The organism is Xanthomonas sp. CFBP 7698 (assembly GCF_003600855.1).
Taxonomy (GTDB): domain Bacteria; phylum Pseudomonadota; class Gammaproteobacteria; order Xanthomonadales; family Xanthomonadaceae; genus Xanthomonas; species Xanthomonas cannabis.
The window spans coordinates 25,197-51,743 of sequence record NZ_PRDN01000009.1 but is presented as its reverse complement, the minus strand read 5'-3'; the positions used below and the strand labels follow the sequence as shown (position 1 = coordinate 51,743).

Here is a 26,547-nt window from a genome sequence, read left to right as displayed (position 1 = left end):
CGAGAGTAGGTCATCGCCAGGGGCTTTACCCGAAACCCTCAGTCCAACTGGACTGAGGGTTTCTTTTTTGCCCGGATATTGGGCACAGCTTCCGTTTGTAGCGCACTGCGGCGGCTGCGGTATGTGAGCCATCAAGTCGACGCCGCCCGCAGCGTCCAACGGACGCCTGATTGCCTGCGCATCGCCTGCTCCGCGCATACCGCGGCATGCCGCCTCTTCGGCCAGGCCGCCTCTCAGACAGCGGCAATTGCAGCACGCTGATACGCATCTACGATGCTTCGTCCGGCGGGGCTACTTCCGCTAAGAACTAGCGACTGCCGCCTCCGCGGGCACCAGGGGGGCTGATGTTGAAAGGCGGCGCTAAGCGACGTCGGGCATCGCGCCTGGATCAACGCAGCGCAAGTTTGCACTTGATTGCTTTTCGGCAGTCAGGCCTCCATATCGGTGTCTGCCGGTGCCTGACCGATTGATCTGGAAACCTCGATGCCTGAGCTGCCCGAAGTCGAAACGACCATGCGTGGGCTTGCGCCACACCTGGTTGGGCAACGCATCCATGGCGTGATCCTGCGTCGTCCGGATTTGCGGTGGCCGATTGCCGAGCAGATCGAGCGCCTGTTGCCTGGAGCCACCATCACGCAGGTACGGCGACGTGCGAAATATCTGCTGGTGGATACCGATGCAGGTGGCAGCGCGTTGCTGCATCTTGGCATGTCGGGGAGCCTGCGTGTGTTGCCGGGCGATACCCTGCCGCGCGCGCACGATCATGTGGATATCAGCCTGCAGAATGGGCGCGTCCTGCGTTTCAACGACCCGCGTCGGTTTGGTTGTCTATTGTGGCAAACCGATGCACAAACGCATGAATTGCTTGCCGCACTCGGTCCCGAGCCATTATCGGAGGCATTTACTGCCGATTATCTCTATGCGCTCTCGCGAGGTCGCCGCGCGGCGGTCAAGACATTCTTGATGGATCAGGCGGTGGTGGTTGGCGTCGGCAATATTTATGCGGCCGAGAGTTTGCATCGTGCAGGCATCAGTCCATTGCGTGAAGCCGGAAAGGTCTCGCTTGACCGGTATCGCGGCCTGGTTGCCGCCGTAAAGGAGATTCTCGACTACGCGATCAGGCGCGGCGGGACCACGCTGCGGGATTTTATCAGCCCCGATGGCGCACCCGGCTATTTCGAGCAGGAATTAACGGTGTACGGGCGCGAAGGCGAGCCCTGCAAGCAGTGCGGGCGTGCATTGAAACATGCCACCATTGGGCAACGCGCCACTGTGTGGTGTGGGAGCTGTCAGCGATAAGCAAGGCGCGGGTATTGCGGGCGACTAAAGCAAGCCCGTCACCGCGAATCGTGCGAGAAAGCCCGGAGTTTTTAGCGCGCCGTTATCCAATCCGCGCACCTTGTCGCGGAAGTGCGCTTCCAGCCCGTCCAGGCTTTCCACTGCGACGGCGCGATGTCATGAGGACTCAACGGCTGAGCAGGGGAGCATTGCGTCACTGCTCTATAGCGGCCAACACCGTGCTGCTAGTTTCCAGCGTGACACCGCGCCACAATCCCTGCGTCCTGCATCTGGAAGTGCTGCATGCCCACCTCACCGTCTCTGCGCCTATCGCAGGTTGTTGTCACTGCGTTGGCGGTGCTGTGCGTAAGTGGCGCACATGCCGATGAGCCCGCAAAAGAACAGGCAGCTGCCGCGCAGCGCATCCAGCTGAGCAACGATGTAGTGCAGCTGAGTGCAACGCCGTCCTTTGGCGGACGCATCCTGTCGTTTCAGCTGCGCGGGCAGCCCAGTGTGTTGAAGATCGGTCGCGCCGTGGACCGCTCACCCGTGGCTGAAGTGTCGGCGCGGTCGGGGGATGTTCCGTATCTGGGCCATGACATATGGGTGGGGCCGCAGAGCCAGTGGTGGCTGCACCAGCAGGTCAACCCCGAGCGCAAGGCCGCGGCAGCGGTATGGCCGCCTGATCCGTATTTGTCATTGGCCACCACGCGTGTGGTGGCGCGTGATGCGGGCCAGCTGACGTTGGAAGGCGTGCCCAGCCCGGTGACGGGGGTGCAGCTGACCAAGCGCATCGCGCTGTCCAGCACACGGGCGGACACGGTTGAGGTGCATGCTGCTGCACGCAATATCCGCAAGCAGGCGGTTGCCTGGGATCTATGGTTCAACACGCGCGTTGCAGCAAGCACCCGTGTGTTCGTGCCGGTGGCAGCGACTGCCGATATCCGCGTGCAGCCGCCGACTGAGGCCGGTACCGTACCGCCGGCCTACCAGCACCGTGCCGGCCTTCTTGCTCTGCGCGCGGACGCGCGCGAAGACGGGCTGATCCAGCGCGGCAAGCTGTTGCTGCAGCCATCGGCAGGCTGGATGGCGGGTTTTGCCGGTGCGCAGGTGCTGGTCATTCGCTTTGCGCATGAGCAACGGGCTGCCATCCATCCCGAGCAGGGGCAGGTGGAGTTGTACATGGATGCGCCAGCCCGGCGTGCGGCAGATGGCCTGCTGGAAATGGAGGTGCATGCGCCTTACCGCCAGCTGGCGCCGGGCGCGCAAATGCAGGCCATGGAGCAGTGGACCTTGCTGCAATACACCGGGCCGGACGAGGAGCAGGCACAGCGACAGTTCCTGTGCGGCAAGGCGAAGGAACTGGCGCTGGAACACGCCTGTGTAGCGGAAGCCGCAGCGCGTTGAGTCCGGTATGCGCGTCCACGTCAGGCTGTGGCTATGATGTCGCCCATTCCCTGACCAGATCGATGCGCATGCAACGACGCCATTTCCTGAAGAATGCTGCTGCCGCCCTGGCTGCGCTCGGTTTACCGGCAGTGCCGCAGTGGGCATTGGCTGCCAAGGCCGTGGGGTTGCGTCGGTTGGGTCAGCCGCAGCCGTTCGACTATGCCTGGCTCAAGGGGCAGGCACGTGCGCTGGCCGCCGCGCCGTACAAGAGTCACAAGCAGATCCTGCCAGGCCCGCTGGAAGCATTGAACTGGGATCAGTACCAGTCGATCCGCTACCGTCAGGACCATGCGCTATGGGCCGATGGCAACGGCAAGTTCCAGGCGAAGTTCTTCCACCTGGGGTTGTACTTCCACACCCCGGTACACATCTACGACATCGTCGATGGCAAGGCGCAGCAGTTGGCCTATGACCCGGCTGCGTTCGATTACGGCAGCAGCGGGCTGGGCGGCAAGCAATTGCCCAAGGATCTGGGCTTTGCCGGCTTCCGGCTCAATACCCGCAAGGACACCGACCGCGATTTTTCGGCGTTTCTGGGGGCGAGCTATTTCCGCGCGGTGGGCAGGGAAGGCCAGTACGGGCAGTCGGCGCGTGGGTTGGCCATCGACACCGGTACGGGTGGCCCGGAGGAGTTTCCGGACTTCATTGCCTACTACCTCGAGCAGCCCGCAGACGATTCGAACACCGTGGTGGTCTACGGCCTGCTGGACTCGCCCAGCGTCGCCGGTGCCTACCGCTTTGCCATCACCAATGGCGAGGTGCTGGTGATGGACATCGACAGTGCGCTGTACCCGCGCAAGGCGATCGAGCGGCTGGGGATCGGCCCGTGCACCAGCATGTACCAGGTTGGCGAAAACGATAACCGCATGGACTGGGACTGGCGCCCGGAAATCCACGATACCGATGGCCTGGCAATGTGGACCGGTGGCGGTGAATGGATCTGGCGCCCGTTGTGCAACCCGCCGCAGCTGCGCTTCAACATGTTTGTCGACGAGAACCCGCGCGGGTTCGGGCTGCTGCAGCGCGACCGCAACTTCGACCATTACCAGGACGACGGGGTGTTCTACGAGAAGCGCCCGTGTCTGTGGGTGGAACCCAAGAGCGGTTGGGGCAAGGGCTCGGTGCAACTGGTCGAGATCCCGACCGTGGATGAGACCTTCGACAATATCGTGGCGTTCTGGAACCCGCAGGCCAAGCCACAGCCGGGGCAGGAACTGTTGATGGGCTACCGCCTGTATTGGGGTGCGCAGCCGCCAGCCAGTTCGCCGTTGGCGCACTGCGTGGCGACGCGCACCGGTCTGGGCGGCGTTGTCGGGCAGAAGCGCGGTCATTTCTCGTGGCGGTTTGCGGTGGACTTCGCCGGTGGCGAGTTGCCTGGCCTGGTCAAGGACGCCAAGACCAAGGTCGAGGCGGTGATCCAGGTGTCGCGCGGCACCACCGAGATCGTGTCGGCGCGGCCGCTGCATGAGCTCAAGGGCTATCGGGCGATGTTCGATCTGGTGCCGCCGGACGAAGGTACCCAGCAGATCGATATCCGCCTGTATCTGCGCGCCAACGGCAAGCCGCTCACCGAAACCTGGCTTTACCAATGGACGCCGCCGCCGGCGAACGAGCGCAAACTCTACTGAGCGTGTGCAACGCGCCGCGCATGCGGCGCTGCCAGGCTGGCGGGGTGCCGCTACCGGCATGTCGTCGCTGATCCTCGGGCTGCGCAGGACCGCACCTTTACGGTAGCGGTCAGCCGCGCCGTGACCATGACAGCTCGCCCGAACAGGCGTGCACTGCACCGGTTGCCGGCGCAGCCATCGGCGACGCACCTGCGCCTATGTGCGTGGCAGGGATGGCGTGCATCGCGTGCATCGCATGCATGCGGCACCGGTCATGCGCCTACCGCTGCTGGGCGCGGCTGGCAGATAAGCGAGGTGGGTTGCTCGGCACGCGGGTTGGATCACGCTGCGAGCAAGCGCAGTTGTCGGCCGGCAAGCTCAGGCCGACGTCGTGCCCTTGACCAGCTGCATGCGTGCGCGTGGGCGGGCGCAGGACAGCTCCACGCGGAAGCAGGTGCCGTTCTTGCCGCTGGTGATGCGCAGCTCGCCCTGATGCGCCTGCGCAATCTGCGCGGCCATATGCAGGCCCAGGTCCACTTCCGGCGCTGGCCGGCCGGCGCTGTGCACATGGGTGGAGGCATGCAGGACATCCAGCCGGCGCGGGTCGATGCCATCGAGGTTGCAGACCTCGATGCGGAGCCGGCCCTGCTCGGTGACGGCGACCGCCTTGATCAGCGAACTCTGCTGACCTTGCACCACCGCGTTGATCATCATGCTGCCGAACATCTGCGCCAGGCGCACCGCATCGCCATGCACCGGCTCGTCGATCGCCACATGCGTGGACAGCACCTGGTTGGGATACGCGGCGCGGGTTTCGTCCACGACCTGCGACAGTGCGTCGAGCAGGTCGCTGCCGTTGCCGTAGTCCAGCTGCAGCCAGTCGCGTTCGATGCCGCGGGCAAAATCACAGGCGAAATCGATCAGTTCTTCCATGCGCTGCAGGCTGCGCTGCATCGAGCGGATGGCCCCGCCCTGGCGCTGGCTGAGCTGGTCGATGGAGAGCATGTCCACCACTGCGTGCATGGATTGCAGCGGGTTGCGCAGGTCGTGGCCGAGAATGCCGATGAACTCTTCGCGCAATCGTGCCGAGGCGCCGGCGCGGCCCAGTTCGCTGCGTGCGCGGCGCGATTCCTGTGCGCTTTCTTCGGCGCGCTGTTCCGCCTGGATCTGCGCGGCGAGCAGTTGCGCGAGCAATTCGACCTTCTCGACCAGTTGCTGGTCCATCGCGCGTGGCAGCGGATCCAGTGCACACAAGGTGCCGAACACGCTGCCATCGTCGAAGCGGATCGGCACCGAGACATAGCTTTCAAAGCCATACAGGCGCGGCGACGGGTGGTCGCGGTAGACCGGGTCGTCCGAGGCATGCCCGAACCACACGGCATTGCCCTTGACCCGCACGCTGTCGCAGAAGGTGGTCGCCAGCGGTAGTTCGTCGCCGGGCAGCAGGCCGAAGGACAGGTCGTCGCGCACCTGGCAGGTGATCCAGCGCGCTTCGGTCACCCGCGCCACGGCAGCAAACCCCATGCCGGTCAGCCGCGTCAGGATGCTCAGGACATCGGGAACCGACGATAGCCGGCCCACCCGCGCGATATCGGCGCGTAACTCGGCAGGAAGCGAATCCATGGGTGCCTCCCGACAGTGGATGGAGCGCAGTCTACAGGACTGCGGATGGGCCTGGTTGTACGCAACGGTGCGGCGTCACGCGCCCAACAATACGCCTGTCGGCGGGCATGGACGATGCCGCAACGGGCCCATGCCCGAACAGGTCTAGCGGTGCAGAGGGAACGTATAGGTCGACCAGGACGGATGGTGTTGACCGGGCACGCATCCACCGGTGGAACCTTGGCGAGCAACCTGCGGCCGCCAGCGGCGACGCTGAATCAGAGGGCCGTTTGGGCTGGGCTGTCGCACCACGTCACAGCTGCTCGCAAGCGGCTGTGACGCGCTGGTTGCGTGGGCGGCACAGTGAGGGCGTTGCATGCGCTGGAATCGATCGCTGTTGCCACTCCGGCGTCGATCCTGCGAAGGAGGGCCGAAGCGTCGAGGTCAGCCCTCGCCTACGTCTACGCAAACGGCAGCGGCAGGGCGATCTGCAGCGGATCGATGCGGCCTTCGCCGCGCATGATCTTCTTGAACTCGGCGCGGCTGACCGACACATAGCGCTCGTTGCCGCCGATCTCCACCTGCGGGCCATCCTGCACGGCATGCCCTTGCGCATCCACGCGCACGGTCATGGTGGCCTTGCTGCCGCTATGGCAGATGGTCTTGATCTCTTCCAGTTCGTCGGCCCAGGCCAGCAGGAACTGGCTGCCTTCGAACAGCTCGCCGCGAAAGTCGGTGCGCAGGCCGTAGCACAGCACCGGGATGCGCAGGCGGTCGACCACTTCGCTCAGCTGCCAGACCTGTGCCCGGCTGAGGAACTGCGCCTCATCGACCAGCACGCAATGCAGCGCGCCCTGGCTGGCGATATCGCGTTCCACCAGTTGCTGCAGTTCGGTATCGCGATCGAACGGGCGCCCGTCCGCGCGCAGGCCGATCCGCGAGGCGACCACGCCGCTGCCGGCGCGGTGGTCGAGCTTGGGGGTGAGGATCAGCGTGCGCATGCCGCGCTCGCGGTAGTTGTGCGCCGACTGCAGCAAGGTGGTGGTCTTGCCGGCATTCATCGCCGAATAGTAGAAGTAGAGCTTGGCCATCGGTCGATTTTACCGGGCCGGGCGGCTGATTGCGGGGTGCGTGCTGCCAGATGGCCATGCCGGGGCCTGAGCGCTGCCCAGCTTCAACGCCGCGCTGCGCGGCCTGCATCGCTGGCCCAGCGCGAACACGCGCCTGCCTGACCGGATGAACCCGTCGCGCCGGCCAGCGGCAGGCCGCCCCGGTACAATGGCGCGCTCTGTCGGAAGCTCCTATGCACGGTCTCAATCCCCCGCAAAGCGCTGCAGTGCTGCACTGCGAAGGTCCCTTGTTGGTGCTGGCCGGTGCCGGCAGCGGCAAGACGCGCGTGATCGTGGAGAAGATCGCCCACCTGATCGCCACCGGCCGCTATCCGGCCAAGCGTATCGCGGCGATCACCTTCACCAACAAGTCGGCCAAGGAAATGCGCGAACGTGTGGCCAAGCGCATCCGCGGCGATGGCGCCGATGGGCTGACCATCTGTACCTTCCATGCGCTGGGGCTGAAGTTCCTGCAGATCGAGCATGCGGCGGCCGGGTTGAAGCGCGGCTTTTCGATCTTCGATTCGGACGATGCCGCCGCCCAGATCAAGGACCTGATGCATGGCGCCAAGCCCGATGCGATCGAAGATGCCAAGAACCTGATCTCGCGCGCCAAGAATGCCGGCCTGTCGCCGGAACAGGCGATGGCAGCGGCGCGCAGCAACCGCGAGAAAGAGGCCGCCAGCTTGTATGAGCGCTACCAGGCGCGGCTGACCACCTTCAATGCGGTGGATTTCGATGACCTGATCCGCCTGCCGGTGCAGATCCTGGAAGCCAACGAAGAGATCGTGCTGGGCTGGCGCGAGCGCATCGGCTACCTGCTGGTGGACGAGTGCCAGGACACCAACGATGCACAGTACCGGCTGCTCAAGATGCTGGCCGGGCCGCGCGGCAACTTCACCTGCGTGGGCGACGACGACCAGAGCATCTACGCCTGGCGCGGCGCCAACCCGGAAAACCTGCAGCAGATGGCGCGCGACTATCCGGCGCTGGAAATCATCAAGCTGGAGCAGAACTACCGTTGCTCCAACCGCGTGCTGCGCGCGGCCAATGCGTTGATCGCGCATAACCCGCACGAGCACTTGAAGACATTGTGGAGCGACCAGGCCGACGGCGAGCGCATCCGCGTGTGGGAGTGCCGCGACAGCGAGCACGAAGCGGAAAAGGTCGCGGCCGAGATTTCATTCCTGGGCACGGCCAAGCAGGTGCCGTGGAGCGATTTCTGCATCCTGTTCCGTGGCAATTTCCAATCGCGGCCGCTGGAAAAAGCCTTGCAGCTGCTGCGCGTGCCGTACCACCTGACGGGTGGGACCGCATTTCTGGAGCGACAGGAGGTCAAGGACCTGCTGTCTTGGCTGCGCCTGATCGTCAACCCCGACGATGACGCGGCGTTTTTGCGTGCGGTGCAATCGCCCAAGCGCGAGGTCGGTGCCACCTCGCTGGCGCGCCTGGCGGAACTGGCCAGCGGCAAGTCGGTGCCGATGTCGCGCGCGGCCGAGTCGATGGGCGCGTTGCAGCATCTGCCGCCGCGTGCGGCCAACGGCCTGAGTGCGTTTACCGACATCCTGCGTGAGATGCGCGAGCATTCGACCAGGCTGCCAGCGGGGGAACTGGTACGCATGCTGGCCGACAAGTCTGGCCTGCTCAACGATCTGCGCAACCAGTCCAAGGACGAGACCGGCTTCCAGCGGCGCAAGCGCAATCTGGACGAGCTGGCCGAGTGGTTCGAAGGTGGTCCGCGCGGTGCGAGTGCCAGCGATCTGGCCGCGCAGCTGGCGCTGCTGTCGCGCAACGACAAGGACGATGGCGGCAACCAGGTACGCATGATGACCATGCATGCGTCCAAGGGGCTGGAATTTCGCTATGTGTTCATCGTCGGCTGCGAGGACGGTGTGCTGCCGCACGAAGTGAGCCTGGAAGAAGGCAATCTGCAGGAAGAACGCCGCTTGCTGTATGTGGGTATCACCCGCGCCAAGGAACAGTTGTGGATGAGCCATAGCAAGCTGACACGCAAGTTCGGCGAGCATGTGCGGCTCAAGCCGAGCCGCTTCTTCGACGAGATTCCGGCCGAGGAATTGCAGCGCGACGGTGCCGACCCGGTGGCCGATGCCGAGCGCAAGAAGGAGCGCGCCAGCGCGGGGTTGGCCGCGATCCAGGCCTTGTTCGACTGACGCATGGTGCGCGGTTGCACCGCAACCCGCAGCACGCATTGCATCGCTTGCCAGTGACGCGGCCGCACGGCAGTCTGGTTTCCCCCGATGCCGGAGTGCGCCGTGACCGTCGTGATCGAAACCCCGCGTCTGCGCTTGCGTCTGCTCGATCCCGAGCGCGACGCCGATGCGATGTTGGCGCTGGTCAACGACCCCGGATTTATCGCCGGCATCAACGACCGTGGTATCCGCACCCGCGAGCAGGCGCGAGCGCATCTGTGCGAATGGGCGCAGGCGCACCACGCGCGGTATGGGTTCGCGCACTGGGCAGTGGAAACGCGTGAGGATGCCGCGTTTATCGGTACGTTGGGGCTGTTGTGCCGCGATCCTTTGCCGGTGCCGCATCTCGGTTTTGCGCTGTTGCCCGCGCACCGCGGCAAGGGCTATGTGACCGAGGCCGGGCGGGCGGTGCTCGAGCATGCGCGCGACGTGTTGGGACTGATGGAGCTGTGCGCAATCGTGTCGCCGGACAACGCCGCGTCGATCCGCGCGCTGGAGGCATTGGGCTTGCAACGCGAGGGCCTGCGGGTATTGAGTCCCGACACCCCTGCAGTGCTGTATTACGCAATCGATCTTGCGCCTGCCGGTAGGTCCGGCTAAGCGCCCAGGCGATATCGGCTCATTCGCTCATGCAAGCGTGATGGCGCCTGATAGACGACTTCATGCGGTCTAATGCATGAGCAGCCGATCTCGGTTCGGCTGCGGGGCCCTTGCCCGCCCACCCTCACGGGACACGCTGCAAGTCCGCCCTTGTAGCCGTTCTTGGCCTCAACCCCAAGGCGAGAGGCGGCAGCGCTGCAGACCGGCCACAGCGCTGATGTCGCAGCTGTCGGCTGCCGACCGTCGGATCAGGCGCCGGCCGCGTCCAGCCGCGCCTGCACCGCGGCCAGCGCCTCCTGCAGCTCGGCGACCGTGGCTTCCAGGGTCTGCACGCGGGCGTCCAGTTCGCTGGTGTCGCTGCCGCTGCGTGTGCCCGGTGCGGCACGCGCAGCGGCGGCCTGCAAGGCGTCGATATCCAGCTCGCCGCTGAGCAGATGCGCGTAGCGGTCTTCGCGCTGGCCGCTGGCGCGGGGCAGTTGCGCCGCCAGGCCGCGCTGGATCAAGCGGTCCAGGTGATGGCGCACGTCGTCGGCATCGTTGAAACGCGCCAGCCGCTCGCTGCGCGCAAACAGCTCGCCCAGCGTCTGTGGGCCGCGCAACAGCAGCAGGCCGATCAGGGCCACCTGCTGACGGGTCAGGTCCAGCACGTTGCCCAGGCGGTGTTCGTAGCGCTCGGCACGCGAAGAGAACTGCTGGCGCACCAGGCCCAGGGTTTCCAGCTGGCGCAGCGCGTGGTGCACCACCCCGGTCTGCAGGTTCAATACCGGCTCGCGCGCGGTCTTCTGGTTGGCGGCGACCTGGGCGGCGTTGACGGTGAGCGGATACGCATCCGGGGTGGTCGCTTCCTTTTCGATCAGACAGCCGAGCACGCGGGCCTGGGCGGTGTCGAGAACGGGCGGGGACGAGAGTTCGGTCATCGGTGACTCCGGGGCAATCAGCGCACAAGGATATGCCGATCTGCTGCCAGCGTTCTTTCGATGCAGCGAACACGCGCGGCGGCGGCAGCGAACTCCGGATGGCGCCGGTCTGCGTGGTGCGGCGAAACACGCCTGCGCCTGCAGGAACAGGCGCAGGCCCGCATCCGCATGCGCATCGTGCCGAAACCCCGTCCGGCCAGGCTGCCCTACAAGCCGCGTCGCACGGGTGGCGCGCACGGCTCGCCTCCTGGCAGCGGCAACCGCGAGCGGACTGGCGCGAACCCGCTAAAATTGCGCTCTTCATTGCCGTTCCTGTTCTGGTGGATGCCATGCGCCCCTCGCTTTACGCACCGTTGTCCCTGCTCGCCTGCACCGCGCTGGCCCTGAGCGCCTGCAAGCCCGGCGACACGCAACCGGCTCAGCCTGCGCAGGCTGCCGCCGCAACCGCCCATGCCGATGCCGGCGCCGCGGTCACCAAGGCCGCAACGTCGGCGACCACCGCGCCGGCAGGCGACGACAACCTCAACGCGGTGCTGTGGATGCAGCGCTCGGAGGAATACCGCGCCGTGGCCGAGCAGACCTATCGCGCCGCCGCCGACAAGCTCGACACCGCGCTCAAACAGCCCAACTGGGACGCACTGGTCCCGGAAGAGCGCGCCAACGCTGCCACCGGCCTGAAGCCGGCGGTGGTGCTGGATGTGGACGAGACCGTGCTGGATAACTCGCCCTACCAGGCACGCCTGCTGCGCGACGGCAAGGAATACGACGAGCTCAGTTGGGACCAGTGGGTGGCCGAGAAGAAAGCCACCGCGATCCCGGGGGTGGTGGATTTCGCCAAGGCCGCCAACGCCCGCGGCGTCACCCTGATCTACATTTCCAACCGCGCCGTGCACCTGAAGGACGCCACGCTGGCCAATCTGCGCAGCGTGGGGTTGCCGGTGGCCGACGACAGCGTGTTCCTGGGCCTGGGCACCGTGGTGCCCGGGTGCGAGCAGAACGGCAGCGAGAAGAATTGCCGCCGCCAGCTGGCCGGGCAGACGTACCGCGTGCTGATGCAGTTCGGTGACCAGCTGGGCGACTTCGTGCAGGTCAGCGCCAACACCGGCCAGGCGCGTGGCGCGCTGCTGCAGCAGTACCACGACTGGTTCGGCGAGCGCTGGTGGATGCTGCCCAACCCCAGCTACGGCGGCTGGGAGCCGGCGCAGTTCAACAACGATTATGCGCAACCCTGGAAAGCACGCCACGACGCCAAGCGCGCCGCATTGGAGACCGCCCGATGAACCGTCCCCCGTTAGCCCTGGCCGCGCACGAGCGGCTGATCTTTGCGCTGGACGTCCCCGGCCATGACGAGGCGATCGCCTGGGTGGACCGCCTGGGCGAGTCGGTGTCTTTCTACAAGATCGGCATGGAGCTGCTGGCGTCGGGCGAGTACTTCCATGTGCTCGATGCGCTGGCCAAGCGCAACAAGCGGGTGTTCGTGGACCTGAAGTTCTTCGACATCCCCGCCACCGTGGCCGGCACCATCCGCCGCCTGTCGCAGTGGCCGGTGAGCTATTGCACCGTGCACGGCTGGCATGCCGGCATGCTGCAAGCCGCCGCCGAAGCCAACCAGGGCGACATGCGCCTGCTGGCGGTGACCGTGCTGACCTCGATGGGCCGCCCGGACCTGGCGGCGATGGGCATCGACCGCGAGCCGGTGGAGGTGGTGGTGGAGCGCGCGCTGGCCGCCCAGGCCGCCGGCATCGATGGCGTCATTGCCTCCGGCCAGGAAGCGGGCCCGATCCGGCGCGCCACCGGCCCGGCATTCTCGATCGTCTGCCCCGGCATCCGCCCCGGCGGTCCGGTTGGCGATGACCAGCAACGTACCGTGGGCGTGGCCGAGGCCTTCACCGACGGCGCCGACGCGATCGTCGTCGGTCGGCCGATCCGCCTGGCGGTCGATCCGGCCGCCGCGGCGGCTGCGATGCAGGCCGAGATCCGTGCGGCGGTGGTGCAGCACAAGGACTGATCGCCCAGCTGTTGCTGGCGTCTAGCCAATAGAATCAAAGAGTTAAGCCATGAAAATTAAAGCATTGCTTTAATGTGAAAGTCTCGTTAACATGCCGGCGTCCGATGTCAGTCGGAAGCTGTGCCACTCATTGTCCACCGGGCTTGTCCCGGTTTTCGAAGGGATCGGGCCTTGTGCCCGATCCTTTTTTTTGCCCGTTGGATTGCCCGGCAGGCGCAGCGCCGCCTCTGCCTGGTGGTCTCCCGCCTGCCCGCCGTAGGAGTGCCTGCCTCGCCCTCGTCGCCAGGGCTCCGCTCAGCGTGTCGCGGGCGCCTTGCAGAAGCGGTCGATGAATTGCTGGTGGGTAGGCATCACGTCCACGCAGTGCGCGATGGTCTGCGCCACACTGGCCAGGAAGCCTTCGGCGTCGCGGTCGGGGACCTGGTCCACCAGTGGGTGATAGCCGGTCGGCACGATGCCCTGGCCCACCATCACCTGCACCCAGCTGATCTCGGCAAACATCTCCTCGGCATTGCGATAGAACCGCCCGCTGTCGCGGAACAGGTCCAGCGTGGCCTGAAGCTCCGGGGTGATCGGCATCTGGCGGCAATGCTGCCAGAACGCGCTGTCGTCGCGCTCGGTGGCGTGGTAATGCAGCAACAGGAAATCGCGGATGCGGTCGAACTCGAATGCCAGCCGGTCGTTGTAGCGCTGCAGCAGCACCGGGCTGATGCCCTCGCGCGGAAACAGCTCCAGCAATTTGGAAATGCCGGACTGGATGAGATGGATGCTGGTCGATTCCAGCGGCTCCAGGAACCCGCTGGCCAGGCCCAGCGCGACCACGTTGCGGTTCCAGCACTGCTTGCGCCGGCCGGTGGTAAAGCGCAGCGGGCGGGGGGCGGCCAGCGGCTTGCCATCCAGATTGGCCAGCAAGGTGGCGGCGGCTTCGTCGTCGCTGATGTGCGCGCTGCAGTACACATAGCCGTTGCCGGTGCGGTGCTGCAGCGGAATGCGCCATTGCCAACCGGCCGCGCGCGCGGTGCAGCGCGTGTACGGTGTAGGTGGGCCGACATTTTCGCAGGGCACCGCGAGCGCGCGATCGCAGGGCAGCCAGTGGGTGAAGTCCTGGTAGCCGGTGTGCAGCGCGTCTTCGATCAACAGCCCGCGAAAGCCCGAGCAATCGATAAACAGGTCGCCGGCGATTACCTGGCCCGACGCCAGGTGCAGCGCCACCACGTTGCCCGATTCCGGATGCAGCTGCACCTGCTCCACCATGCCTTCGATGCGCGTGACGCCGCGTGCCTCGGCAAACCCGCGCAGGAAGCGCGCGTACAGCGCGGCATCGAAGTGATACGCGTAGGCGATATTGGCCAGCGGGGAGGTGGCCGGCACATCGCCGGGCGAGGTCATGAACTTGCCGCGCACCGCGGCCACGGTGTTGAGCGTATAGGCGCCCAGCGGCTGCGCCTTGCCGCGCGCGTGCTGCTTGATCCAGTACTGGTGGAACGGCAGCAGCCCGAGCGGGTGTCCGATCTGGGTGCCGAACCCATGCATGTAGGAGGTGCCGGGGCGTTGCCAATCGACGAACTCGATACCGAGTTTGAAACTGCCCTGGGTCTGCCGCACGAACTCGGCTTCGTCGATACCGAGCAGGTTATTGAAGGCCTTGATGTGCGGCACGGTGGCTTCGCCCACACCGACGGTGCCGAGCTGTTCGGATTCGATCAGCTGCACGTTGAAGCTAGGGCCCAGCACGCGTGCGAAGGCCGCGGCGGCCATCCAGCCGGCGGTGCCGCCGCCGACGATGACGATGTTGCGGAGTGGAGCGGGAATCATGTCTGCACGTTCCTGATCATTAGGGACGGACACACGAACGGGGCCAGTTGGCCCCGTCGCGAAGGACCACACGCGCAGCCGCACGCGTGTGGCGATGACGATCACTCAGAACTTGGCGCCGAGTTCCAACACCACGCTACGCGGCACATAGTTGATTTCGCCGCTGGTATTGATCGCGATGTCCGGATCAAACTGCCCATTGCTGCCGAAGCCGTTGTAGGCGTACGCACTGTAGTTCTTGAAGTTGAACGCGTTGAGCAGGTTCACGCGTGCCGACATCTTGAAGTCGCCAACCACGGTGAACTCCTTGGTGGCCTGGAAGTCCACCGTGCGGTAGCCCCAGATATCGCCGCCCACCAGGAACTTGCCGCTGCCCGGAGGCGTGACACCCACTTGCTGGCAGGTCGCCCCATCGGGATCGGTAAAGCCGAAGCAGGCAATCGTGTTGATCGGCTCGGGCGTTGCCAGCACCAACTTGGCGCCCAATGTCACCCCCCACGGGATATCGATCGAGCCGGAGGCCACGAAGCGATGCGCGGCCACCGCGTCGGACTTCACAAACGGATAGCCACGGATGGTCGCCTTGTCGAAGCCGTATGGCTCATCGATGTTGCGGTTCTGGCGCGCGCTGGTGTGGGTGTAGGACAAGGTCAGGCCCCAACCGGATTCTTTGGTGTAGGGCTTGTCGGCCGACAGCAGGACCTGGCTGTTGCGCTGTTCCAGACCATTGGTGCCCAGGATGGTGTTCTGGTAGCCCGGCACCGGCTCGCCCCAGGGCACATTGCCATTCTGGAAGTACGAACCGTCCGGATAGCGGTTGATCAAGCCCATCGCAAAACCGTCGTAGCTCAGGATGCGCTGGAAGGTGACATCGGTCAGCCACTCGCCCACCTGATTGGTGATGCCGATGCTGTACTGATCGCTATACGGCGTCTTGAGCTTGTTGTTGAACATGAACAGCTCGGCGCTGCCGCTGACGTCGGGAATGGTGTTGAGCTGATCGATACCGTTGAGATAGCGTGGATCGAACGCAATGCAGGGACGGTCGGCGCGATAGCACTGTTGGGTCGCGGGATTTTCGAAATACACCGCCACCGGCGACAACGCCGCCTTGCTGGTTTCCAGTGCCAACTGCTCGAACAGGTTGCGGTCGTACGAGCGCGCCGCACCGCCGTGCAGGATGGCGGCTTCGTCGCCGAAGAAGTCATACGAGAAGCCGAAGCGCGGCGCCCACGCGTCCTTGAAGTTCTTGCGGTTGTTGCCGGTGCTGATGTAATCGGCCACGTTGATGCCGCTGGGCAGCAGACGGTTGGCCCACGGCTGGCCCGGGTTTTCCGCATCGTTTGCGTACAACGCGTCCACGAACGGCTGCGAGGTGACGAAGTTGGTATAGGCCGGTGTGTCTTCGTAGTCGTAGCGCACGCCGATGTTGATCATCAGCTTGTCGGTGGCGGCCCAATCGTCCTGCAGGTAGATGCCGTACTGCTTGGACGGCGACACCACCGTCGCGCGCTGGCCGGGCGTGGTGTAGGGCGCCACGAAGTCGACGCGATACGGCGTAGCCTCCACGTTGCCACCGTTGACCCGATAGCTGAATTGCGGATTCACCGCCGCCGCATCCTGCGAGGTCAGCTCGACGTCCTTGTAGTTCACACCCATCTTGATGGTGTGTTCGCCATGCCACTGGAAGCTGGTGAAGGTCAGATCGTTCTGGATGAACCAGCCCTTCTGACTTTTGCGCTGCGCATTGAGACCGCCCGCCGAGCCGGTGGTCAGGAAGGTACGCTCATCGATATCGGTCGAGCCGGCGCGTGGCTGGAAATACTTGTAGACGATGCCGTTGCCAAGCGTGCGCGGGGTGGGGTTGTTCTCCGAGTTCTCGGTGCCGACGATGACCTCGTTGAACCAGTTGTCGGCGCTGTGCTGCCAACGCAGGTTGGTGCGCTTGTCCTTGTTGATCTTGTCGGTGGCCTGCGCCAGCGTGTTGGTGCCGCCCACGTTCGCGGTCTGGGTTTCGTCGCGATAAATCGTGCTCAGCTCGATGCGATCGCGGTCGGTGGGCTCGAAATCGATCTTGCCGAAGAACAGGTCTTCTTCGAACGGCATGTTGGCCGGGCCGTACTGGCTGGCCAGGTTGGACGGCAGCTGGTTGACGAAGGCGGCTGCCTCGGCGCTCGGCTGCACGCTCTTGGGCGCCACGTTCTCCTTGCCTTCGTAGGCGACGAAGAAATGCATGCGGTCCTGGATGATAGGTCCGCCCAACGCAAACCCGTATTCCTTGGTCTGCGAATCGATCTTGCCGTTTTCTTCTTCGTCGGGCCGCTTGTCGCGCAGGTCCTGATCGGTGTAGCGGTAGAACACCTCGCCGTGCAACTCGTTGGTGCCGGACTTGGTGGCCGCAGTGATCGCCGCGCCACTGATCTGGCCGTACTCGGCCTTGTAATTGGAGGTGATCACCTTGTACTCGCCGATGGCGAGCTGCGGGAACGGGTTGCCCTGCGTATCGCTCTGGCCGGCAACGCCGCCGCTGCGCACGTAGCTCTTCTGGCCGACGCCATCGATGTACAGATTGCCGGCGCTGGCGTTGGATGCACCGCCGCGCAGCTTGGTGTTGCCGTTGCCGTCGACCTGAAACACCATGCCCGGCACGGTGTCGGCAAACTCCAGGAAGTTGCGCGTGGCCTGCGGCAACTGCTGGATCTGCCGCGCGGAAATGGTGTTACCTACCTCGGATGTTTTCACATCGCGAATCATCGGCGCGCTGACCGTGACCGTGTCCAGCGTGGTCGCATCGCCTGCCTGCGCGGCGGGCGCGTCATTGCCAAGATCCACCGTGGCACTGGAGGCCACCGACAAGGTCACCGTGCGGCTGATGCCGTTGGATTCGACTTTGTAGGTGCCCGGCTGCAGCCCGACGATGGTGTAGTTGCCGTTCGCATTGACCGGTGCGCGTCGCACCGAGCCGGTGGCGATGTTGGTGACGACCACTTCGCTGCCGCTCTGCGCGGAGGCGACCTGGCCGCGCAAGGTGGCGTTGCTGGACTGGGCCATGGCCGGGGTGGTGGCGAACAACGAAGCGGCCAGGGCGCAGCACAACAGGCTGCGCGCCGGCAGGGTGGAGACGGTACGGTGGGTCTTCATGACTTTCCCCCTCCCAGGGGTAAAGCGCGACGCAGTGGAGTGACTGGCGCGTTGGGTTGGTGCTTTTGGGGTGAAACACGGAACGGCAGGCAACAACAGCCGCAAGGGCTGCAAGAACGACAAAGGTCTGCGGTGACGGGCGGCTGCTCCTTCAGGCACGGGTCGAGACGGGTGAACACTGGCGGCGCGTGGCCGATGCAGCGCATCGGCGTTCAACAGGCAATGCACACGCTGGCGATGCGCCGGCGTGCGTCCATGTGCGCTGCCAGCACGGGCGATCGCCGGTTGCTGGCGCCGCAGGCCGAGCTGGCGTTTTCTTATCGAATTACCAGATGATGCGCGCGCTCAGGAACAGCGTGCGCGGCGGAGTGGACAGCGCGCCGTACTGGTTGATGCTGGCGCGCGGGCTGAACACCCCGCCGTTGCCCCAGTCGATGGCGTACTGATCGTAGTTGCGGAAGTTCAACGCATTGATCAGATCGCCGCGTACCTGCACGGTGAGCGCATCGGTCACATGCATGTCCTTGGACAGCGACAGATCCAGCTGCCGCGTGCCGAAGATGTCGCCACCGGCCAGGAACTTGCCGCCGGGCGCATCCACCGAGACGATGCGGATATTGTCCGACGGCGGGCCGCCGTATTGATCGAAGGAGACCGCTTCGTTACGCGGCGGCACCGTGGCCAGGGTCAGCTTGGCCGAGGCGCTGATGCCCCAGAACAGGTCGTAGATGCCGGTGACCACCAGGCGATGGCGCGGCACCGAGTTCAGATCCAGGAACGGATAGCTGGCGATGGTGGCCGCATCGAATCCGTACTGCTCGTCGTTGCCGCGATTGCCGCGTGCGCGCGAGAACGTGTACGCCGCAGTCAGGCCCCAGCCGCTTTCCTTGGTGTAGGCCTTGTCGGTGGACAGCAACAGCTGTGCGGTCTTGGTCTCCACACCATTGTTGCCGATGATCAGGTTGCCGAATCCCGCCGGTGACTGGGTCCACGGCTGTCCGCCATTCTGGAAGAAATCGCCATTGGGATAGCGGTTGCCCAGGGTCAGGATCAAACCGTCCTTGCTGTGGATATACGACACCGTGCCCGAGTTGCTCCACTCGCCCACGCGCGTGCGCAGGCCGATGGAATACTGGTCCGAATACGGCGTCTTCAGATCGTTGTTGAGCAGGTCGATCTCGCCATTGCGCACGCGCGCATTGACCAGGCCGCCCAGGCTGTCCGGATTGCTGACAAAGGCCGGATTGAAGTTGGTGCAGGTGCCCGGCGCCGGCGTGCAGTTGGAGGATTCGACAAAGCGGATGGTGTACTGCGACAGCGCCGACTTGACCTGTTCCAGGCCCATGATGTCGAACAGATTGCGGTCGTAGCTGCGCCCGGCACCGCCGAACAGCACCAGCGATTCGTCGCCGCGGAAGTCGTAGGAGAACCCCAGACGCGGTGCGAAGTTGTTGTTGTCCTGTTTGCGATTGCGGCCGTTGCTGATGTAGTCGTTGATATCGACCCCGCCCTTGGCCAGCTGCTCGGCATAGGTGGCGCTGACCGCCGGGTCGGTGCCGGGGCCGTTCAAGGCGGCGATCACTTCCGGCGGGGTCACGTTGTCCAGGTAAGACGGAATCTTTTCGCCATCCCAGCGCACGCCCAGATTCAACTGCAGCTTGTCGTTGACGTCCCAATCGTCCTGGATGTACAGGCCCAGCTGCTTGCTGGTGGTGGTCACCGACGGCGCGGCGCCGGCAAACGGCAGATTGAAGCGGACCTGGTACGGAATGGGCGCGGTCCCCGCGCCATCGTTCACCGCGTAGTAGAACGACGGATTGGCCGCAGAGTTCTCGCTCTGGGTCAGCTCCACTTCCTTGTACTTCACGCCCATCTTGATGACGTGGTTGCCATGCCACTCGATGTTGTTGAAGGTCAGGTCGTTCTGGAAGCTGGGGCCCTTCTGTCCCTTGCGCTGGATCGCCAGGCCACTGGTGGCGTCGTCGTTGAGCAGCACGTCGTCTTCGGCGATGCCGCGCGTGTACACGGTCTGGCTGCCGATGGTGTAGGCGGTAGGGTTGAACAGCACGTCTTCGTACGAAAGCCGTGCCTCGTTGATGTAGCGCTCGCCGAAGTGCTGCCAACGCAGGTCGTAGCGCTCTTCGGAATTGAGGTTGATCTTGGCGGCGATGGCGGTGTTCTGGTCGCCAACGCTGTCGCGGCTTTCTTCGTCGCGGACCTTGGCGGTAAGCTCCAGGCGGTCGTTGTCGCCGATGTCCCAATCGATCTTGCCGAAGTACAGGTCTTCCTTGAACGGACGGGTGACCGAGCCCAGGCGGCTCTGCACGCCGGCCGGCAGATCGTCGCTCAGTGCGCTGAAACGGTCCGGCACCGCGACCGGGTTGGCCGACACCTCAAAGCCCTTGCCTTCGTAGCTGACGAAGAAGTGCGCCTTGTCCTTGACGATCGGCCCGCTGAACGCCGCGCCGTATTCGTCCTGGTGCGTCTGGCGCTTGTTGCCATCGGCATTGGGCGCGCCGGCGCGTTCGTCGGCCTGGCGCGCGCGGAAATCGGTATTGGTGGTACGCCCGAAGATCTCGCCATGGAATTCGTTGCCACCGGACTTGGTGGACGCCACGATCGCCGCCGACCCCACCTGGTCGAACTCGGCCTTGTAGTTGGAGGTGATGACCTTGTACTCGCCGATCGCCAGCTGCGGGAACGGGTTGCCCGCGCTCTGTTGCTGGCCGGATACGCCACCGAACAGATAGCTCTTCTGGCCCACGCCGTCGATGTACACATTGACCGCCGAACTGGCCTGCGCGCCGCCGCGCACCCGGCTGTTGCCGTTGGAGTCGGTCTCGAACTGCATGCCCGGGACGGTGTCGGCAAACTCCAGGAAGTTGCGCGTCAGCTGCGGCACCGTGTTGATCTGCTTGAGCGAGATGGTGGTGCCGACTTCGGAGGTCTTGACCTCCTGCAGCGTGGTGGCGGTGACCTTGACCGTGTCCAGGGTGGTGGCCGTGCCATCTGCGGCCGGTGCGGCCGCCTCACCGCCGCTACCCAGGTTCAGGCTGACCGACGAGGCCACCGACAGGGTCACCGTCTGCTCGGTGCCGGGGCCGGCATCGACCTCGTAGGTGCCCGGCGGCAGGCCGACCAACGCATAGCTACCGTCCGCGCCGGTGGTCACCCGTCGCACCGCGCCGCTGGTGACATTGGTGGCGGTCACGGTGGTGCCGGCCTGCGACGCGGCCACCTGCCCGCGCAACGTGGCATTGCTGGACTGGGCCATGGCCGGAGCGGCGGCCAGCAACGAAGCGGCCAGGGCGCAGCACAGCAGGCTGCGCGCCGGCAGGGTGGAAACGGTGCGGTAGGTCTTCATGACGTCCCCCTCCCAGGGGTCAGGGCGCGTACCGGCGGAGATGGTCGGCGTGGCGCGGATGGTGCGTTGTTTCAACGACGGCAGAACAGCGGCAAGCAACGGACAGGCGTTATAAAAAGCATAAAAAAGCGCAAAGATTTCGTGAAGATGCGATGGAGTACCGGATCAGCCGCCGGGCGAGCCGCGCGCGGCGCTGGACGCGCGCACGATCAGCTCCGGCACCATTTCCGAAAACGCCGGCGGTGCGGCGTCGGCAGGCGGCGCGGGCGCATCCACCAACTGCTGGCCCAGCAGCAAGCGCAAGGCACGCGCACCCAGGCCGGCGATATCCACCCGCATGGTGGTCAGCGCCGGCAACACGTAGCGCGCCATCGGCACATCGTCGAACCCGGCCAACGCGATGTCCTGCGGCACCTTCAGCCCGGCATGGCCCAGCGCGAACAGGCAGCCCAGCGCCATCATGTCGTTGGCGGCAAACACCGCATCCGGGCGCGCGTCTTGCGCCAGCGCCTGGCCGGCGCGGTAGCCGGACTCCTCATCGAAGTTGCCCGGCAACACCCACGGCTGCGCGTCCGCATCCAGCGCCAGCTCGTCGCGGTAGCCGCGCAGACGCTCGTGCGCATCGAAGTTGTCGGCCGGCCCGGCGATGAAGGCGATGCGGCGGTGGCCGCTGTCGCGCAGATGCCGCGTCATCACCCGCGCGCCGCCGTAGTTGTCCACATTGAGCACCGGCCGCTGGCTGGCGCTGCCGGCGCAGTTGAGCAGCACCGCGGGCAGCCCGCCGGGCAGTGCGTCCTCGTGCACGCCGGTGTCGCCCAGCGAGGGCGACATCACCACCACCCCGTCCACGCGCCCGGGCAGGCGCTCCAGCGCCCGTCGCTGCGCCTGCGGGTCGCCGTGCGAGCTGGACACCAGCAGGTGATACCCCTGGTCGCGCGCCACCTGGTCGATGCCGCGGATCAATTCGGAAAAGAATTCGCCATGCAGGTCCGGCAGCACCACCCCGATGGTGTGGGTGCGCCGGCTGCTGAGGCTGCGCGCAGCGTGGTGCGGGATGTAATTGAGCGCACGCGCCACCTGCAGCACGCGCTCGCGCACCGACTCGGCCACGTGCTGATGGCCGTTCATGGTGCGCGACACCGTGGCCACCGACACCTGCGCCTGGCGCGCGACATCCTTGATGGTGACGCTGCCGCCTTCCGAACGTGGCCGACTCATGGCGCTTTCTCCAAAACAAGGCAGTGGCGACCACGCGCCCGGGCAGGGCGCACGGCCTGCGGGCGCAGAACGTTCGTGTCGCACAGGCACATGAAGGTCATCGGCCCCATCCGATGGCGACCTCGAAACGAGATGGCGCGCACGCTAGCAGGATCTGCAAGCGCTTACATGATGCGATGCAGCATCGGGCCAAACATCGCTGGGACAAGGGCTGCGACCTGGTGAGTGGACAAATTTGTCCGGCGAGACAACGCGCGTCAACGGCAGACACCGACTGACAACGCCTGGGTAGCGACGAAAACGTAACATCTTTGGCCCATACCGTGGCGCACGGTGTGAGGCGCGCCTTGCCGCCGGTGCATTCAGACAGCAAGATGCGCCGATCGATCAGGGGAACAGCGTGCGCATGTCGCCATCTACCGTCCGCGCCGGCCGGTTCCAGTTCATTGCGTGGGGGCTGCTGGCGGCACTGTGCGTGGGCGGCTGCCAGCGCACCGACACCGCCGCGCCGTTGCCCGGCGCCAAGGCCGAGCCGGCCGCCGCGATGCAGTCGATGACCCTGCCGCTGCGGCGTAACGACCTGGTTGCCTATGCGCGCATCCGGGTTACCCCCGCGCAGTACACGCAACTGGAAGCGGCCTGGCGCAGCGGTGCCAGCCGGTGGCCGTTGACCGAGTTGCCGCTGCCCAACGAGGTGGGCGCCTTGCTGGGGTCGCTGTCGGCCCCGGACGCCGAGCGCCGCCTGCAGCAGGCCTTCGATGCGCAGCTGGCCGGGCAGTCGCGGGGCATTGCCCAGGCCGCGCAATCGCTGGGCCAGTTCGGCGTGCAGTATCTGCGCAGTCGCAACGACTACCAGCCCGAGCAGCGGGCCCACTATGTGCAGCTGGTCGATGCGCTCAGCGCCTGGGCCGCCACCGCGCCGCTGGCCGACCGCCCGCGTGCCAAGGCCAGCATCGCCGATCTGGTGACCGCCGCGCGTGCCACCGGCATTACCTCCGACGCCGACCTGCAGCAGCTGGGCATGGAAGAAAGCCTGCGCCGGCTCGGGCCGTTTTGGGAAACCTGCAAGAAGGTGCTGGAGCGTTACGGCCTGTCGATCGACAGCAGCCTGGACGCACTGCGTACCGGCTTGATCAAGCAGGACGCCGACACCGCCCAGGTCCGGCTGCGCTATCCGCTGGCTGCCCACGACATCGATCTGAGCGTTGCGCTGATCAAGCGCGATGGCCATTGGTACCAGCAGCAGACCCAGGACGAGGTGCAGGCCGTGCTCAGTGCCGCGCCGGCACCGGCACCGGCCTTGCCGGGCGCCGCGCCGGCGTCCGATACCCCGGCGGTCCCGCCCGCCACGCCCGCCGACACCGGGCAACGCCCGGCTGGGCGATAATGCCCGTGATGCCAGAACAGAATCCCCTGCCGTTTCCTGACGGCCAGCCCGCTCCCTCCAACGCTGCCGCCGACCCCGCTGCCCAGGCGGCGGCGTTGCCGGTTGCCGCGCCGCTGCCTGCGGAGGTCGCGCCGGCGATCGCGCCCGGCGTTGCCGCTGCCCGTAGCGCCAAGCGCCCGTGGTGGGCGCGCCTGCTCGGCCGGCTGGCCGACCCCTGGCTGAGCCTGACCATCGAGCCGGATCAACCCGGCCGCTACGACGATGGCCGCCCGGTGGTGTACGTGCTGGAAGACTACGGCCTGTCCAACGCGCTGATCCTGGACAAGGCCTGCCGCGAAGTCGGCCTGCCGTCGCCGCTGGTGCCGCTGCCGGGCGACCCGCTGGAGCGCAAGCGCGCCTACCTGGCCCTGTCGCGCCGGAGCAGCAGCAATTCGCTGATTCCCGAGCAGCGCGGCGGCAAGACCCATTCCGACTCGCTGGCCAAGTTGCTGCAGGCGCACCGCGTGCGCGCCGACCTGGACGTGCACCTGGTGCCGGTGTCGATCTTCGTCGGCCGCGCGCCGGACAAGCAGAGCGGCTGGTTCGCGGTGCTGTTCTCGGAAAACTGGGCGCTGGTTGGCCGCTTCCGCCGCCTGCTGTCGGTGCTGCTCAACGGCCGTACCACCATCGTGCGCTTCGCCCCGCCGATCTCGCTGCGCCAGACCATGGCCGAAGGGCTGCCGCCCGAGCGCACCTTGCGCAAGCTGCAGCGCGTGTTGCGCACGCACTTCCGGCGCATCCGCGAGGCGGTGATCGGGCCGGACCTGTCCACCCGCCGCCTGCTGGTGGACCAGGTGCTGGCCGCCGATTCGGTGCGCGAGGCCATCGCCACCCAGGCCAAGCGCGACAACTCCAAGCCGGTCGATGCCTGGCGCAAGGCGCACGCCTATGCCTGGGAAATCGCCGCCGACTATTCCAGCCCGGTGGTGCGTTCGGCCAGCTTCCTGCTCACCCACGTGTGGAACCGCATCTACGCCGGCGTGCTGGTGCACCACCTGGACAAGCTCAAGCAGGCCGCGCCCGGGCATGAAGTGGTCTACGTGCCCAGCCACCGCAGCCACATGGATTACCTGCTGCTGAGCTACCTGCTGTACGAACGCGGCATCGTGCCGCCGCACATCGTGGCCGGCATCAACCTCAACCTGCCGGTGGTCGGCACGCTGCTGCGCAAGGGCGGTGCGTTCTTCATCCGCCGCTCGATCAAGGGCAACGCGCTGTATTCGGCAGTGCTCAGCGAATACGTCGCGCAGCTGGTGGCTGGCGGGTATTCGATCGAATACTTCGTCGAAGGCGGGCGTTCGCGCACCGGGCGGTTGCTGCAGCCCAAGGGCGGCATGATCGCCATGACGCTGCGCGCCTACCTGCGCCAGCCGCGCAAGCCGGTGCTGTTCCAGCCGGTGTACATCGGCTACGAGAAGCTGATGGAAGGCAACAGCTACCTGGACGAACTCACCGGCCGGCCCAAGGAAAAGGAATCCATCTGGGGCCTGCTGTGGTCCATCCCCAAGGTGCTCAAGCAGAACTACGGCCAGGTGGTGGTGAACTTCGGCGAGCCGATCGCGCTCAACGACGTGCTGGCCAAGCACGCGCCCGATTGGGACGGCCAGCCGCTGCCGGAAGACGAAAAACCCACCTGGCTGGCACCGGCGGTGGACACGCTGTCCACCCAGATCCAGACCCGCATCAACTGCGCCGCCGACGTCAACCCGATCAACCTGCTGGCGCTGGCGCTGCTGTCCACGCCCAAGCACGCGATGGGCGAGGCCGACCTGATCGCCCAGATCGAGTTGTGCAAGAAGCTGCTGGCCGAAATGCCGTACTCGGACCGCGTCACCGTCACCCCGCACACCCCGGCGCGCATCATCACCCACGCCGAAGAGATCAACGTGCTCACGCGCGTGTCGCATCCGCTGGGCGATGTGCTGAGCGTCAGCGGCGACACCGCGGTGTTGCTCAGCTACTTCCGCAACAACGTGCTGCACCTGTTTACCGCCTCCTCGTGGGTGGCGTGCTGCTTCCAGAACAACCGCCGCATGAGCCGCGCCGGTCTGTTGCGGCTGGGGCGTACGGTGTACCCGTTCCTGCAGGCGGAGCTGTTCCTGCCGTGGAGCGAAGACCGCTTTGCCGAGCGCATCGAACAGACCATCGACATGTTCGTGCGCGAAGGCCTGCTGCTCAACGTCACCGACGACGACGGTGGCATCCTGGCGCGCAACACCGGGCAGACCGATGAAGTGTTCCGTCTGCGTGCGATCGGTCATTCGCTGCAACAGGCCTTCGAGCGCTATTACATCGCCATCTCGGTGCTGGTGAAGAACGGCCCCGGCGTGCTCGGTGCCGGCGAACTGGAAAGCCTGTGCCAACAGGCCGCGCAACGCCTGAGCCTGTTGTACGCACCGGCCGCGCCGGAATTCTTCGACAAGACGCTGTTCCGCAGCTTCATCCAGAAACTGCGCGAGTTGCGTCTGGTGTGGCCGGACGAGAACAGCAAGCTGATGTTCGACGACCGACTGGATGCCTGGGCGAAAGATGCCAAGTTCATTCTTGGCCGCGAGCTGCGCCACACCATCGAGCGGGTCAGCCCCGAAGCGGTCAAGCCGGATGTGGTGCTGCCACCGGCTGAGTAACGCGGCGTTGCAGCGGGGCAGCAGCAGGGCAGCAGCGGAGCAAAGCGGCGCTGCCCGACGCCGACGACGCTCCCTTCTCACTCCGGGAGAAGGCGCCCGAGGGGCGGATGAGGGCCGGTCAGCAAGCAAATGACCCAGCTCCGCCCTCAACCAGATCCACCGCCGGCGCGCTGCAC

Annotated in this window: 16 protein-coding genes; 9 read left to right on the top strand and 7 right to left on the bottom strand. The window is 65.7% G+C overall.

The features are described 5' to 3' along the window. The first annotated feature begins 483 nt into the window (after positions 1-483). The 3 genes from mutM to XnspCFBP7698_RS20570 all read left to right on the top strand — a co-directional run bounded on the left by mutM (position 484) and on the right by XnspCFBP7698_RS20570 (position 4,355). A complete protein-coding gene (gene mutM / locus XnspCFBP7698_RS20580; RefSeq protein WP_123137729.1) occupies positions 484-1,299 on the top strand; it encodes a bifunctional DNA-formamidopyrimidine glycosylase/DNA-(apurinic or apyrimidinic site) lyase in 816 nt (271 codons plus the stop codon). Between the two features lie 282 nt (positions 1,300-1,581). Next, positions 1,582-2,685 (top strand): DUF4380 domain-containing protein, encoded by a 1,104-nt coding sequence (locus tag XnspCFBP7698_RS20575; protein WP_123137728.1) that lies wholly within the window; start codon positions 1,582-1,584, stop codon positions 2,683-2,685. A 68-nt stretch (positions 2,686-2,753) separates the two neighbouring features. Continuing rightward, on the top strand, positions 2,754-4,355 hold the full coding sequence (locus XnspCFBP7698_RS20570; protein WP_123137731.1) for a glucan biosynthesis protein D: 1,602 nt from the start codon (positions 2,754-2,756) through the stop codon (positions 4,353-4,355). Positions 4,356-4,712: 357 nt separating this feature from the next. On the opposite strand, the gene XnspCFBP7698_RS20565 is transcribed toward XnspCFBP7698_RS20570, so the two are convergent. Continuing rightward, on the bottom strand, positions 4,713-5,957 hold the full coding sequence (locus XnspCFBP7698_RS20565; RefSeq protein ID WP_039413568.1) for a GAF domain-containing sensor histidine kinase: 1,245 nt from the start codon (positions 5,955-5,957) through the stop codon (positions 4,713-4,715). 440 nt (positions 5,958-6,397) lie between these two features. After that, positions 6,398-7,027 (bottom strand): thymidine kinase, encoded by a 630-nt coding sequence (locus XnspCFBP7698_RS20560; protein ID WP_123137727.1) that lies wholly within the window; start codon positions 7,025-7,027, stop codon positions 6,398-6,400. Positions 7,028-7,239: 212 nt separating this feature from the next. On the opposite strand from XnspCFBP7698_RS20560, the gene rep reads away from it, so the two are divergent. Then, positions 7,240-9,216 (top strand): DNA helicase Rep, encoded by a 1,977-nt coding sequence (rep, locus tag XnspCFBP7698_RS20555; RefSeq protein WP_104581689.1) that lies wholly within the window; start codon positions 7,240-7,242, stop codon positions 9,214-9,216. Between the two features lie 87 nt (positions 9,217-9,303). After that, positions 9,304-9,855 carry a GNAT family N-acetyltransferase gene (locus tag XnspCFBP7698_RS20550; RefSeq protein ID WP_123137726.1) on the top strand — a complete coding sequence of 184 codons (552 nt, stop codon included), beginning with the start codon at positions 9,304-9,306 and terminating at the stop codon, positions 9,853-9,855. A 248-nt stretch (positions 9,856-10,103) separates the two neighbouring features. Here XnspCFBP7698_RS20550 and XnspCFBP7698_RS20545 read toward each other — a convergent pair whose 3' ends face one another. Then, complete coding sequence (locus tag XnspCFBP7698_RS20545; protein WP_123137725.1) at positions 10,104-10,772, bottom strand: DUF480 domain-containing protein; 669 nt, start codon at positions 10,770-10,772, stop codon at positions 10,104-10,106. Positions 10,773-11,092: 320 nt separating this feature from the next. On the opposite strand from XnspCFBP7698_RS20545, the gene XnspCFBP7698_RS20540 reads away from it, so the two are divergent. Together XnspCFBP7698_RS20540 and pyrF are read left to right on the top strand one after the other, a co-directional pair. Beyond that, complete coding sequence (locus XnspCFBP7698_RS20540) at positions 11,093-12,052, top strand: 5'-nucleotidase, lipoprotein e(P4) family (protein ID WP_123137724.1); 960 nt, start codon at positions 11,093-11,095, stop codon at positions 12,050-12,052. Next, positions 12,049-12,780: an orotidine-5'-phosphate decarboxylase gene (gene pyrF / locus XnspCFBP7698_RS20535; RefSeq protein ID WP_123137723.1), complete on the top strand. Its 732-nt coding sequence runs from the start codon at positions 12,049-12,051 to the stop codon at positions 12,778-12,780. Before XnspCFBP7698_RS20540 ends, pyrF begins: the two co-directional genes overlap by 4 nt. Positions 12,781-13,074: 294 nt before the next feature. Here the strand turns inward: pyrF and XnspCFBP7698_RS20530 are convergent, their stop codons facing one another. The 4 genes from XnspCFBP7698_RS20530 to XnspCFBP7698_RS20515 all read right to left on the bottom strand — a co-directional run bounded on the left by XnspCFBP7698_RS20530 (position 13,075) and on the right by XnspCFBP7698_RS20515 (position 22,318). After that, on the bottom strand, positions 13,075-14,595 hold the full coding sequence (locus XnspCFBP7698_RS20530) for a tryptophan halogenase family protein (protein WP_123137722.1): 1,521 nt from the start codon (positions 14,593-14,595) through the stop codon (positions 13,075-13,077). A gap of 105 nt (positions 14,596-14,700) precedes the next feature. After that, entirely contained in the window at positions 14,701-17,736 is a 3,036-nt protein-coding gene (locus XnspCFBP7698_RS20525) for a TonB-dependent receptor (protein ID WP_123137721.1), read from the bottom strand. A 325-nt stretch (positions 17,737-18,061) separates the two neighbouring features. Beyond that, positions 18,062-21,100: a TonB-dependent receptor gene (locus XnspCFBP7698_RS20520; RefSeq protein WP_104581697.1), complete on the bottom strand. Its 3,039-nt coding sequence runs from the start codon at positions 21,098-21,100 to the stop codon at positions 18,062-18,064. 165 nt (positions 21,101-21,265) lie between these two features. Further along, entirely contained in the window at positions 21,266-22,318 is a 1,053-nt protein-coding gene (locus XnspCFBP7698_RS20515) for a LacI family DNA-binding transcriptional regulator (RefSeq protein WP_047694035.1), read from the bottom strand. 406 nt (positions 22,319-22,724) lie between these two features. Here XnspCFBP7698_RS20515 and XnspCFBP7698_RS20510 point away from each other — a divergent pair, with 406 nt between their 5' ends. Together XnspCFBP7698_RS20510 and plsB are read left to right on the top strand one after the other, a co-directional pair. Next, entirely contained in the window at positions 22,725-23,705 is a 981-nt protein-coding gene (locus tag XnspCFBP7698_RS20510) for a hypothetical protein (RefSeq protein ID WP_047694033.1), read from the top strand. Then, positions 23,705-26,371 (top strand): glycerol-3-phosphate 1-O-acyltransferase PlsB, encoded by a 2,667-nt coding sequence (plsB, locus tag XnspCFBP7698_RS20505; protein WP_104581698.1) that lies wholly within the window; start codon positions 23,705-23,707, stop codon positions 26,369-26,371. The genes XnspCFBP7698_RS20510 and plsB overlap by 1 nt, the downstream gene beginning before the upstream one ends. Positions 26,372-26,547: the final 176 nt, after the last annotated feature.

What these genes read in the sequence shown, in the direction of transcription:
- mutM (WP_123137729.1), top strand. Translation starts at nt 484, where the DNA reads ATGCCTGAGCTGCCCGAAGTCGAAACGACCATGCGTGGGCTTGCGCCA.
- XnspCFBP7698_RS20575 (WP_123137728.1), top strand. Translation starts at nt 1,582, where the DNA reads ATGCCCACCTCACCGTCTCTGCGCCTATCGCAGGTTGTTGTCACTGCG.
- XnspCFBP7698_RS20570 (WP_123137731.1), top strand. Translation starts at nt 2,754, where the DNA reads ATGCAACGACGCCATTTCCTGAAGAATGCTGCTGCCGCCCTGGCTGCG.
- XnspCFBP7698_RS20565 (WP_039413568.1), bottom strand. Translation starts at nt 5,957, where the DNA reads ATGGATTCGCTTCCTGCCGAGTTACGCGCCGATATCGCGCGGGTGGGC.
- XnspCFBP7698_RS20560 (WP_123137727.1), bottom strand. Translation starts at nt 7,027, where the DNA reads ATGGCCAAGCTCTACTTCTACTATTCGGCGATGAATGCCGGCAAGACC.
- rep (WP_104581689.1), top strand. Translation starts at nt 7,240, where the DNA reads ATGCACGGTCTCAATCCCCCGCAAAGCGCTGCAGTGCTGCACTGCGAA.
- XnspCFBP7698_RS20550 (WP_123137726.1), top strand. Translation starts at nt 9,304, where the DNA reads ATGCCGGAGTGCGCCGTGACCGTCGTGATCGAAACCCCGCGTCTGCGC.
- XnspCFBP7698_RS20545 (WP_123137725.1), bottom strand. Translation starts at nt 10,772, where the DNA reads ATGACCGAACTCTCGTCCCCGCCCGTTCTCGACACCGCCCAGGCCCGC.
- pyrF (WP_123137723.1), top strand. Translation starts at nt 12,049, where the DNA reads ATGAACCGTCCCCCGTTAGCCCTGGCCGCGCACGAGCGGCTGATCTTT.
- XnspCFBP7698_RS20530 (WP_123137722.1), bottom strand. Translation starts at nt 14,595, where the DNA reads ATGATTCCCGCTCCACTCCGCAACATCGTCATCGTCGGCGGCGGCACC.
- XnspCFBP7698_RS20525 (WP_123137721.1), bottom strand. Translation starts at nt 17,736, where the DNA reads ATGAAGACCCACCGTACCGTCTCCACCCTGCCGGCGCGCAGCCTGTTG.
- XnspCFBP7698_RS20520 (WP_104581697.1), bottom strand. Translation starts at nt 21,100, where the DNA reads ATGAAGACCTACCGCACCGTTTCCACCCTGCCGGCGCGCAGCCTGCTG.
- XnspCFBP7698_RS20515 (WP_047694035.1), bottom strand. Translation starts at nt 22,318, where the DNA reads ATGAGTCGGCCACGTTCGGAAGGCGGCAGCGTCACCATCAAGGATGTC.
- XnspCFBP7698_RS20510 (WP_047694033.1), top strand. Translation starts at nt 22,725, where the DNA reads ATGTCGCCATCTACCGTCCGCGCCGGCCGGTTCCAGTTCATTGCGTGG.
- plsB (WP_104581698.1), top strand. Translation starts at nt 23,705, where the DNA reads ATGCCCGTGATGCCAGAACAGAATCCCCTGCCGTTTCCTGACGGCCAG.